At 62.0% G+C, this 11,115-nt stretch carries 12 protein-coding genes; 9 read left to right on the top strand and 3 right to left on the bottom strand.

Annotated elements, in window-relative coordinates; all coding sequences use genetic code 11:
- The 7 genes from VGU61_RS03435 to VGU61_RS03405 all read left to right on the top strand — a co-directional run.
- Positions 1-256: LysR substrate-binding domain-containing protein (locus tag VGU61_RS03435; RefSeq protein ID WP_326857700.1), on the top strand; the 256-nt coding region annotated here is incomplete at its 5' end.
- Positions 257-546: 290 nt separating this feature from the next.
- Positions 547-2,034, top strand: a complete 1,488-nt coding sequence (locus VGU61_RS03430; protein WP_326857699.1) for an FAD-linked oxidase C-terminal domain-containing protein — start codon at positions 547-549, stop codon at positions 2,032-2,034.
- Positions 2,035-2,042: 8 nt separating this feature from the next.
- Positions 2,043-3,110: a glycolate oxidase subunit GlcE gene (gene glcE / locus VGU61_RS03425; protein ID WP_326857698.1), complete on the top strand. Its 1,068-nt coding sequence runs from the start codon at positions 2,043-2,045 to the stop codon at positions 3,108-3,110.
- Positions 3,111-3,306: 196 nt separating this feature from the next.
- A complete protein-coding gene (glcF, locus tag VGU61_RS03420) occupies positions 3,307-4,539 on the top strand; it encodes a glycolate oxidase subunit GlcF (RefSeq protein ID WP_326857697.1) in 1,233 nt (410 codons plus the stop codon).
- A gap of 99 nt (positions 4,540-4,638) precedes the next feature.
- A complete protein-coding gene (locus VGU61_RS03415; protein ID WP_326857696.1) occupies positions 4,639-4,971 on the top strand; it encodes a CidA/LrgA family protein in 333 nt (110 codons plus the stop codon).
- Positions 4,968-5,696, top strand: a complete 729-nt coding sequence (locus VGU61_RS03410) for an LrgB family protein (protein ID WP_326857701.1) — start codon at positions 4,968-4,970, stop codon at positions 5,694-5,696. The genes VGU61_RS03415 and VGU61_RS03410 overlap by 4 nt, the downstream gene beginning before the upstream one ends.
- Positions 5,697-5,716: 20 nt before the next feature.
- A complete protein-coding gene (locus VGU61_RS03405; RefSeq protein WP_326857695.1) occupies positions 5,717-6,379 on the top strand; it encodes an HAD hydrolase-like protein in 663 nt (220 codons plus the stop codon).
- Positions 6,380-6,609: 230 nt separating this feature from the next.
- On the opposite strand, the gene VGU61_RS03400 is transcribed toward VGU61_RS03405, so the two are convergent.
- The 3 genes from VGU61_RS03400 to VGU61_RS03390 form a co-directional block, all read right to left on the bottom strand.
- The gene (locus VGU61_RS03400; RefSeq protein ID WP_326857694.1) at positions 6,610-7,095 is read right to left on the bottom strand and encodes a glutathione peroxidase; all 486 of its coding nucleotides are present in this window, start codon (positions 7,093-7,095) and stop codon (positions 6,610-6,612) included.
- Entirely contained in the window at positions 7,092-8,228 is a 1,137-nt protein-coding gene (locus VGU61_RS03395) for a PilT/PilU family type 4a pilus ATPase (RefSeq protein ID WP_326857693.1), read from the bottom strand. Before VGU61_RS03395 ends, VGU61_RS03400 begins: the two co-directional genes overlap by 4 nt.
- A gap of 135 nt (positions 8,229-8,363) precedes the next feature.
- Complete coding sequence (locus VGU61_RS03390) at positions 8,364-9,407, bottom strand: type IV pilus twitching motility protein PilT (RefSeq protein WP_326857692.1); 1,044 nt, start codon at positions 9,405-9,407, stop codon at positions 8,364-8,366.
- Between the two features lie 83 nt (positions 9,408-9,490).
- On the opposite strand from VGU61_RS03390, the gene VGU61_RS03385 reads away from it, so the two are divergent.
- Together VGU61_RS03385 and proC are read left to right on the top strand one after the other, a co-directional pair.
- Complete coding sequence (locus tag VGU61_RS03385) at positions 9,491-10,195, top strand: YggS family pyridoxal phosphate-dependent enzyme (protein ID WP_326857691.1); 705 nt, start codon at positions 9,491-9,493, stop codon at positions 10,193-10,195.
- Positions 10,185-11,009, top strand: coding sequence for a pyrroline-5-carboxylate reductase (proC, locus tag VGU61_RS03380; RefSeq protein WP_326857690.1), 825 nt, complete (start codon positions 10,185-10,187; stop codon positions 11,007-11,009). The genes VGU61_RS03385 and proC overlap by 11 nt, the downstream gene beginning before the upstream one ends.
- Positions 11,010-11,115 lie beyond the last annotated feature (106 nt).

The following is an 11,115-nucleotide window of genomic DNA, read 5'->3' as shown; positions in this document are numbered from 1 at the left end:
GGAACCGTCGTCCGGGCTGCGGCTGGACGACCTCGGCCTGTTGCTGGAAGCGATCCGGCATGGCTACGGCGTTGGCTTGACCCGCCAGCGTTTCGGCCAGCACCTGATCGACAGCGGCGAGATCGTCGAACTGTTCGACGTGCGTCTTGCATCGCCGCCGCATGCCTACTATGTGGTGTACGAACAGACGGCCCCGAAGCGGCCGGAGGTTGCGGCGTTCATCGACTGGATGCGGACGACATTCAGGAACCTGTAGCCCAGATGGCAGCGTCCTCGCCTCACTGGCGCACTGCCCCAGCCTTTTTGCCTATTTTTTGGGTGAAACAAAAAAGTAAGGGGCCCGCCGGAGCCACTTCCGGCAAGTCGCTTCGAAAGGATGCTGCCCTCTTGCACCACCAATAATGTCCTCATTGCAATAAACCAGCCCGCTACTCCCGCCTGAAATAATTTCACCCCACTCCCCAAAGCTTTTCAGCCGCACCCCAAGCGCTTTTCGCTACACTCCTTAAACAAGTCAAATTGCGCCCACGCGCCCAGGAATCCGCCATGAATGCTCCCGCCACTGCCCAGTTCACCGCCGCGCGCCAGCGCGAAGTCGTCGATGCGCTGAGGGCGGTCGTGCCCGAAGGGTGCGTATTGTTCAATGAGGAAGACACCCGGCCGTATGAATGCGACGGCCTCGCCGCCTACCGGCAATTGCCGATGATCGTGGTGCTGCCGGAAACGGAGGCGCAGGTCGTCGCCATTCTGTCAGCATGCCGTCGCCTGGCGGTGCCCATCGTGCCGCGCGGCGCCGGCACCGGGTTGTCGGGCGGCGCCATGCCGATCGCCGATGGCGTGGTGCTGTCGACCGCGAAGTTCAACAAGATCGTCAAGCTCGACCCGTATTCCCGCACGGCAATCGTCCAACCCGGCGTGCGCAATCTCGCAATCTCCGAAGCGGCTTCGCCGCATGGCCTGTACTACGCACCCGATCCATCGTCGCAGATCGCCTGCACCATCGGCGGCAACGTGGCGGAAAACTCGGGCGGCGTGCATTGCCTGAAATACGGCCTGACCGTGCATAACGTGCTGCGAGTGCGCATGGTGACCATCGAAGGCGAGGTGGTCGAACTTGGCGGCGGCGCGCTGGATTCGCCCGGCCTCGACCTGCTGGCGGTATTCATCGGTTCCGAAGGCATGCTTGGCGTGGTGACCGAAGTGACGGTGAAGCTGGTGCCGAAGCCGCAGCTGGCGCGGGTCATCATGGCGTCCTTCGACGACGTGGTCAAAGGCGGCAATGCGGTGGCGAACGTGATCGCCGCCGGCATCATCCCGGCCGGCCTGGAGATGATGGACAAGACCTCGTCGCGCATGGTGGAGCCATTCGTGAAGGCCGGCTATGACATCGACGCCGAAGCGATTCTGCTCTGCGAATCGGACGGCATGCCGGAAGAAGTCGAGGATGAAATCCGCCGCATGTCCGAGGTGCTGCAGGCATCCGGCGCGACCGCGATCGCAATCTCGCAGAACGAAGCCGAACGGCTGAAATTCTGGTCGGGACGCAAGAATGCCTTTCCCGCCGCAGGCCGCATCTCGCCGGATTACTACTGCATGGACGGCACCATTCCGCGCAAGCGCCTGGCCGAAGTACTGACCCGCATTACCGAAATGGAACAGGAGTACGGCCTGCGTTGCGCCAACGTCTTTCATGCCGGCGACGGCAACCTGCATCCGCTGATCCTGTTCGATGCCAACCAGGAAGGCGAATTCCACCGCGCCGAACTGTTCGGCGCCGCCATCCTGGAATTGTGCGTCGAGGTCGGCGGCACCATCACCGGCGAACACGGCGTTGGTATCGAGAAGATCAACTCGATGTGCGTGCAATATTCGCCGCAGGAACGGGACGCCTTCTTCGCCGTCAAGCGTGCCTTCGATACCGCCTTCCTGCTCAACCCCGACAAGGCGATTCCATCGCTGCACCGCTGCGCCGAATACGGAAAGATGCACGTGCAGCGCGGGCAGATGAAGTTCGCCGATCTGCCAAGATTCTGAGGAACGACATGGAACAGGCATTGCAGCATTTCAGGGCCAGCATCGCGTCCGCCACCGGGAGCAAGCGTGCGCTGCGCATCCGCGGCGGCGGCAGCAAGGACTGGTATGGCCAGGCATTGCAGGGTGAACCGCTGGATACGCGTGCGCATACAGGCATCGTCGCCTACGATCCGACTGAACTGGTGATCACCGCCCGGTGCGGCACGCCACTGGCGGAAATCGAGGAAGTGCTGGCAGGACAAAACCAGATGTTGGCCTTCGAGCCGCCGCACTTCGGCGCCGGTGCGACCATCGGCGGGGTGGTCGCGAGCGGCCTGTCCGGACCGCGCCGGCAGGCAGTCGGATCGGTGCGGGATTTCGTTCTCGGCGCGGTGCTGATGGACGGCAATGGCGAGGTGCTGCATTTCGGCGGCCAGGTCATGAAGAACGTCGCCGGCTACGATGTGTCCCGCTTGCTGGCGGGATCGCTCGGTACGCTCGGCCTGATCCTGGAAGTGTCCTTGAAAGTGCTGCCGCGGCCTTTGCTGGAAACGACGCTGCGTTTCGAGGCGGATGAAGACGATGCGATCCGGCGGCTGAACGAGTGGGGCGGCCAGCCCCTGCCGATCTCCGCCTGCGCATGGCACGGCAACGTGCTGATCGTGCGCCTGTCGGGCGCCGAGCCGGCGATCAATGCGGCGCGCCTGAGGATGGGCGGCGAGGAAGTGGCGCAGGCGGAACCGTTCTGGGCGGAATTGCGCGAGCAGGCCAACCCGTTCTTCACCGACCTGGCGCCGTCGGAAAGTCTCTGGCGTCTGTCGGTGCCTTCGCATGTGCCGCCGCTTTCCCTGCCGGGCGAACAACTCATCGAGTGGGGCGGCGCGCAGCGATGGCTGAAGACCGACGCCTCCGCGACCGCCATCCGCGCCGGCGCGCAGCAGGCGGGCGGCCACGCGACGCTGTTCAAAGGCGGCGACAAGAGTGCGGGTGTGTTTCATCCACTCGCGCCGGCGGTGGCGAGAATCCATCGCAATTTGAAAAACGCATTCGATCCTGCGGGAATTTTCAATCCGGGGCGGATGTATTCAGACCTCTGACTGTCTTTTCGTCAAGGCCTGTCGTCCTCGCGAAAGCGGGGCCCGGAGATGCGTTATTTGCTTCATTTGCTTAGCCAGAGCACCTCTGGATTCCCGTTTTCACGGGAATGACCAGAAGAGTGCGCGGGCATTCACGGATTATTTCTGGTCATCCAGAACACGCTCCAACGTAGCTCGACAAATACACTAAACCAACATGCAAACGAATCTAGCCGATTTCATCAAGAACACCCGCGAAGGCGAGGAGGCGGATGCCATCCTGCGCAAATGCGTGCATTGCGGCTTTTGCACCGCCACCTGCCCGACCTACCAATTGCTCGGCGACGAGCTGGACGGTCCGCGCGGACGCATCTACCTGATGAAGCAGGTGCTGGAAGGCAAGCCCGCCACCCGCAAGACGCAGCTGCACCTCGACCGCTGCCTCACCTGCCGCAATTGCGAAACCACCTGTCCGTCCGGCGTGCAGTATGGCCGCCTGGTCGATATCGGCCGCAAGATTGTCGACCAGCAGGTGCCGCGTCCGCTGTCCCAGCGCATCGTGCGCGATGCATTGAAGGAATCGCTGCCGCGCAAGTGGATGTTTACGCCGGCGATGAAGATCGGGCAGATGGCCCGCCCGCTGCTGCCGAAGGCACTGCGCAACAAGGTGCCGGCGAAGCAGCAGGCCGGCAGATGGCCGCGCACCGAGCATGCACGCAAGATGCTGCTGCTCGACGGCTGCGTGCAACCATCGATGGCGCCGAACATCAATGCCGCCACCGCGCGCGTGCTGGATGCGCTCGGCGTGCAGCTGGTCGTTGCGCCCAGGGCCGGCTGCTGCGGCGCGATCCGCTATCACATGAACGATCATGAAGGCGGCATGAACGACATGCGCAACAACATCGACGCATGGTGGCCGCATATCGAGGCGGGCGCGGAAGCGATCGTGATGACCGCTTCCGGTTGCGGCGCGACGGCGAAGGAATACGGACATCTGCTCGCGCACGATCCGGCCTATGCGGCAAAGGCAAAACGCGTATCCGACCTGACGAAAGACCTGAGCGAAATCCTGCCGGATTTCCAGGCTGAACTGGCGGCGAAGCTGGAAGGAAAGATCGGCAAGCGTGTCGCGTTCCATCCACCGTGCACCTTGCAGCATGGCCAGCAGATCCGCGGCAAGGTGGAAGGCTTGCTCGGTGCCGTCGGCGTAGACGTCAAGCTGTGCGCGGACAGCCACCTGTGCTGCGGGTCGGCCGGCACCTACTCGGTACTGCAACCTGAGCTGGCGTACCGGCTGCGTGACGATAAGCTGGCGAAGCTGGAGGCGACCAGCCCGGAAATGATCGTGTCCGCCAACATCGGTTGCCTGACGCATCTGCAGTCGGGCACCGACACCCCGGTCAGGCACTGGATCGAACTGGTGGATGGAGCCTTGTCGAAAGCGGTCTGATATCGATTCATAGCCGCATGCGGATATCCGGGTAGAGTGGCATGCAACCGGAGGGAGGCGCTCCGCTTCCTCCCATGCCACCACGACCGGAGAGGCACCATGATCCGCACCATCACCACGCTGCTGCTGTTCCAGACCATCGGCGAGGGCATTGCCTTCGCATGGTCGCTTCCTGTGCCAGGCCCGGTCATCGGCATGGTGCTGCTGTTCCTCTACCTGATGATCGCGAAGAACGCGGTCGACAAGCTGGCGCCGGTGTCGCTGGAACTCCTCAAGCATCTGTCGCTGCTGTTCATTCCCGCCGGCGTCGGCATCATGGTGCATGCGCAGCGGGTGGCGGCGGAATGGCTGCCAATCGCGCTGGCGCTGGTCGCCAGTACCGTGGTGTCGATCGCCGTTACCGCAGCCGTCGTGCGCGCATTGCAGAAATGAATGCCGGCCTGACCGACATCTGGGTCTACCTTTCCGCTTCGCCGCTGCTCGGCCTGACGGCCACCCTGGTCGCCTACCAGCTCGCCTATGCGATCTATGCCCGCACGCGCTTTCATCCGCTCGCCAATCCGGTGGCGATCGCGGTCGCGCTTCTGGTGGCAGTGCTGACCCTGACCGGCACGCCTTACCGGGTCTACTTCGATGGCGCGCAATTCGTGCATTTCCTGCTCGGACCGGCGACCGTGGCGCTCGCGATTCCTCTTTATCAGCAAGTCGAAAAACTCAAGCGCAACTGGTTCGCCTTCATCGCCGCCACCCTGGTCGGCAGCGCGGCGGCGATCACGACGGCGTTACTGGTTGCCTGGACGTTCGGCGCGTCACGCGCGACCGTGCTGTCCCTCGCCCCGAAATCCGTCACGACGCCCATCGCGATGGGTATTGCGGAAAAAATCGGCGGCCTGCCGTCGCTGACCGCCGTGCTGGTCATCCTCACGGGCATTCTCGGCGCGGTGCTGGCGCGCGGCGTGCTCAATCTGATGAAGGTCGTGGATCATGCGACACGCGGCTTCGCCCTGGGCGTGACGTCACACGGCATCGGCACCGCGCGGGCGTTTCAGGTGAGCGAGGAAATGGGTGCGTTTTCCGGTTTGGCGATGGGCCTGTCCGGCGTATTGACCGCGCTGCTGCTGCCGCTGGTAATCAGAATGCTATCCTTCGCTGCGTGACAATGCATGGCGGGTGAGATGTGACATACCAACTGGTAATTTTTGATTTCGACGGCACGCTGGCCGATTCCTTTCCCTTTTTTCTCGGGGTACTGTCCACTCTGGCGGACGCACATGGCTTCAAGCGGTTCAATCGCGACGAGCTGGAAGCGTTGCGGGGTTCGGATGCGCAACAGGTCATCCGTCATGCCGGTCTTCCCGCATGGAAAATACCTGCCGTCGCCCGGCATTTCCGCACGCTCATGTCGGAAAGCATCGACCGGATTCACTTGTTCGATGGCGTAGGGCAAATGCTGCATCGCCTGGCTGGAAGGGGAATGCAGCTTGCCGTGGTTACGTCGAATTCAATCGATAACGTCAAGGCGGTGCTGGGGCCGGAGAATGCGCGCCTGATCGCCCACTATGAATGCGGAGTGTCGCTGTTCGGCAAGCGCAGCAAGCTGCGGCGGTTGTTGAAAGCAACCGGCCTCAGGCCCGGACAGGCGCTGTGCATCGGGGATGAGCTTCGGGATATGGATGCGGCGCATGCGGAGAGCATTGATTTCGGTGCGGTTGGGTGGGGGTACACCAAGGCGGAGACGCTTACGGCGCGAAGGCCGAAATTGGTGTTTGCGCGCGTTGAGGAGATTGCTGACGCATTGCTGGGGACGCGTAGCGTGGCCGGGAATGAAATGTTGCGCTGAAAAAACAGGGAGGATGTCCGCTTCGTCACAAAACCTTTATGAAGTCATTCCTTTTTACAGGGCTATGGCATTCACAGGATGTGAAGGCGTATTCCCTTGCCGAAAAACGCAGCCGGCCGTATTGAATCCATTGACTGTGAATCGTCATCCCCGCGAAGGGCGCAGCAGGCACTACAAGCGCCCATGACCCGGAAAAGGAGTTCTACAACTCCCTTTCCACTACCGCACCATCACTCCGCCAACAGCTTCTCGATATCCTTCGTCAAATCCTCCGGCGCGGTCTGAGGCGCGTAACGCTTGTACACCGTGCCGTCCTTCTTCACCAGGAACTTGGTGAAATTCCACTTGATCGCTTCGGAGCCGAGCAGGCCCGGCGCCGCGCTTTTCAGATGCTTGAACAGCGGATGCGCGCCGTCGCCGTTGACGTCGATCTTGGCGAACAGCGGGAAAGTCACGCCGTAGTTCTTTTCGCAGAATGCGCCGATCTCGTCCGCCGAGCCGGGCTCCTGCTTGCCGAACTGGTTGCAGGGGAAGCCGAGCACCTCGACGCCCTTGTCCCTGAACTGCTGGTAGACCGCTTCCAGGCCCTTGTACTGCGGCGTGAAGCCGCAGTTGCTGGCGGTGTTGACGATCAGCAGTACCTTCCCGCGGTAAGCCGCGAGATCGACCGGCGCGCCGGCAAGGCTGTCTGCCTTGAAGTCATGAATGGTGGTCATACGATCCCCAGGTGTTCGGTACCTTTGCTCAGGTCGCGGCCCTTGGCTTCCTTGCCGCGCAGCTTGATCGACAGCCGCAGGTCGTTGACCGAGTCGGCATTGCGCAAGGCATCTTCATACGAAATCTTGTCGGCTTCATAGAGATCGAACAAGGCCTGGTCGAATGTCTGCATGCCCAGTTCCCGCGACTTCTTCATGATCTCCTTGATCTCGTGCACATCCCCCTTGAAGATCAGGTCGGAAATCAGCGGTGAATTCAGCATCACCTCGACGGCGGCGCAGCGGCCCTTCGTGTCGCGCAGGGGCAGCAGGCGCTGCGAAATCATCGCTTTCAGGTTGAGCGACAGGTCCATCAGCAACTGGCCGCGGCGTTCTTCCGGGAAAAAGTTGATGATCCGGTCCAGCGCCTGGTTGGCGCTGTTGGCGTGCATAGTGGCCAGGCAGAGGTGACCGGTTTCGGCGAAGGCAACCGCGTAGTCCATCGTTTCGCGGTCGCGGATCTCGCCGATGAGGATGACGTCCGGCGCCTGCCGCAACGTGTTTTTCAGTGCCGCGCCCCAGTCCTCGGTATCGACGCCGACTTCGCGCTGGGTGACGATGCAGTTCTTGTGGGGATGGATGTATTCGACCGGGTCTTCGATGGTGATGATATGACCGTAGCTGTTCTCGTTGCGATGACCGACCATGCCAGCCAGCGTGGTCGATTTGCCGGAACCGGTCGCACCGACCATGATCACCAGTCCGCGCTTGGTCATGGCGATATCCTTCAGTACCGGGGGCACGCCGAGATCGTCCAGCTTCGGAATGGTGGTGGTAATGGTCCGCAGCACCATGCCGACCCGGGCCTGCTGCACGAAGGCCGATACCCGGAAGCGCCCGAGGCCGCCGGGGCTGATCGCGAAGTTGCATTCCTTGGTGGCTTCGAACTCGGCCGCCTGCTTGTCGTTCATGATCGCGCGCGCCAGTTCGATGGTATGCGTGGCGGTCAGCGGCTGGTTCGACACCGGCGTCATCTTGCCGTCGATCTTGAAGGCGGGCGGGAAGTCCGCGGTGATGAAGAGATCCGAGCCGTTCTTGCTCAGCATCAGCCGCAGCAGATCATGCATGAATTTGGTGGCCTGTTCGCGTTCCATGTTCTTTCCTTCTTCACTATGATCCGGGCGGGTGCCGGCACAAGCGCTGATCTTGCTGCAATAGCATCAATCGGATTGTCATTCCCGCCTTCGCGGGAACGACATCGTTATACGAAATAAAGACGAATGAATCCGTTATCCGGGGAAATTCTCCGGCGTCTTCGCCGCCGCCCGTGCGGTAGCGGAAGAAATTACATTGCGTCGCACCAGGTCGGTCAGGTTCTGGTCCAGCGTCTGCATGCCCATGTTGCTGCCCGTCTGGATCGCCGAGTACATCTGCGCGATCTTCGCCTCGCGGATCAGGTTGCGGATCGCCGGCGTGCCAAGCATGATTTCATGCGCCGCCACGCGCCCGGAACCGTCCTTGGTCTTGAGCAGCGTTTGCGAAATCACCGCCTGCAGCGATTCCGACAGCATCGCGCGCACCATGTCCTTTTCTTCCGCGGGAAACACGTCGACGATACGGTCGATGGTTTTCGCGGCCGACGAGGTATGCAGGGTGCCGAACACAAGGTGGCCGGTTTCGGCGGCGGTCAGGGCGAGACGGATGGTTTCGAGGTCGCGCAACTCACCGACCAGGATGGTATCCGGGTCTTCCCGCAGTGCCGATCGCAATGCGTTGTTGAACGACATCGTATGCGGTCCGACTTCGCGCTGGTTGATCAGGCATTTCTTGGATTCATGCACGAATTCAATCGGGTCTTCCACCGTCAGGATGTGCGCGTATTCGGTTTCATTGAGGTGATTGACCATCGCCGCCAGCGTGGTGGACTTGCCGGAGCCGGTCGGGCCGGTCACCAGCACCAGGCCGCGCGCCTTGAGCGCCAGTTCGGCAAAGATCTTGGGAGCATGCAGTTGCTCCAGCGTCAGCACCTTCGAGGGAATCGTCCGCAAAACGGCGGCGGCGCCGCGATCCTGGTTGAAGGCATTGACGCGGAAACGCGCCAGGCCGGGGATGGCAAAGGAGAAGTCGCACTCGAGGATTTCCTCATACGCCTTGCGCTGGCCGTCATTCATGATGTCATAGATCATGCCGTGCACATCGCGGTGTTCGAGCGGCGGCAGGTTGATCCGGCGTACGTCGCCGTGGACCCGGATCATTGGCGGCAGACCGGAGGACAGGTGCAGGTCGGACGCGTTGTTCTTGACGGCAAATGCGAGTAGTTCGGAAATATCCATAGTGGCTCTATAATCCCAGGGCCGGCAGCAGTGCCGTTAGCGAATTCATCATACAGGCGAAAAGTTGCCTGTGGAAAACGATTATGTCTCCAATCTCCCACAACTTGCAAGCCGTGCATGAGCGTATCGCAACAGCAGCGCGGCTGGCTTCGCGGGACGCAGCGGAGATCCGCCTGCTGGCGGTGTCCAAGACGTTCGGACCCGACGCGGTGCTCGAAGCGGCGCGGGCGGGACAGCATGCCTTCGGGGAAAACTACCTGCAGGAAGCGCTCGACAAGATAGCGGCCCTGCGCGCAATGGCGCCGGATTTGCCGCTGGAATGGCACTTCATCGGACCCATCCAAAGCAACAAGACGCGCGCAATTGCCGAGCATTTCGACTGGGTGCATTCCGTGGACCGTGAAAAGATCGCACAGCGGCTGTCCGAGCAGCGGCCCGCGCATCTGCCGCCGCTGAACATCTGCCTGCAGGTCAATATCAGCGGCGAGGCGAGCAAAAGCGGTGTCGCGCCGGAACAGGCGTCGGCCCTTGCACGAGCGGTTGCCGGATTGCCGCGACTCGCGCTGCGCGGGCTGATGGCCATTCCCGAACCGGAATCCGGATTCGAACGGCAACGCGAGCCATTCCGCCGCGTGTGTGAATTACAGCAAGGCCTTCTCGCGGAAGGCCTTTCAATGGACACCCTGTCGATGGGCATGTCGGCGGACCTGGATGCGGCGATCGCCGAAGGCGCGACCATTGTCCGGGTAGGGACGGCAATCTTCGGACAACGACACTATGAAAAATAACCTGAAAATCAGTTTCATCGGCGGCGGCAACATGGCAACCGCCTTGATCGGCGGCCTCGCCGGCAAGCTCACCGACGGCGCCAACATCCACGTCGTGGACATCAACGCCGACAGCCTGCATAAGCTGGCGCAGCAATACCATGTCACGACCGCGCAGCAAATCGGTGAAGCGATCGCGCAAAGCGATGTCGTCGTGCTGGCGGTCAAGCCGCAGCAGATGAAGAGCGTAGTGGCGCAGTTGCAGCCCTTCGTTACTTCGCAGCTGGTGATTTCAATTGCCGCCGGCATCCGTGCCGCCGACCTGTCGCGCTGGATGCACGGCCATACTGCCATCGTGCGCACGATGCCGAACACGCCGGCGCTGATCGGCAAAGGCATCACCGGCATGGTGGCCTTGAGCGGCGTATCGCAGGAACAGATCAATGCAGCCGACGCCATCATGCGGGCAGTCGGCCCCACCGTGTGGCTGGAGAATGAAGCCCTGATCGATCCGGTCACCGCCGTGTCGGGCAGCGGGCCGGCCTATGTGTTTTATTTCCTGGAGGCGATGCAGCAGGCGGCGGAGGAAATGGGATTGACCCCGGAGCAAGGCATGGAACTGGCGATCGCGACATTCAGCGGCGCCGCGCAGCTGGCTGCGCAATCGGCGGAACCGGTGGCGGTGCTGCGGGACCGCGTCACGTCCAAAGGCGGTACGACTTATGCGGCGCTGACCAGCATGGAGGAAAGCGGGGTCAAGGATGCGATCATCCGCGCAATGAAAGCGGCGGCTGCGCGCGGCAAGGAAATGGGCGAGGAATTCGGCCGGGACTAACGCTTTGCACCAGGCTCCGGCGCGCCAGGCTGTTGAAAGACTGTTACCTGCCGCGCCTGATCAGAAAGCCCAGGATCAGGCCGGCCGCAGCACCGATGCCAACAGC

The organism is Noviherbaspirillum sp. (genome assembly GCF_035944575.1).
In the GTDB taxonomy this organism is placed as follows: Bacteria; Pseudomonadota; Gammaproteobacteria; order Burkholderiales; family Burkholderiaceae_D; genus Noviherbaspirillum.
The sequence above is the reverse complement of the archived record's forward strand: the minus strand, read 5'-3'. Positions and strand labels throughout refer to the sequence as shown.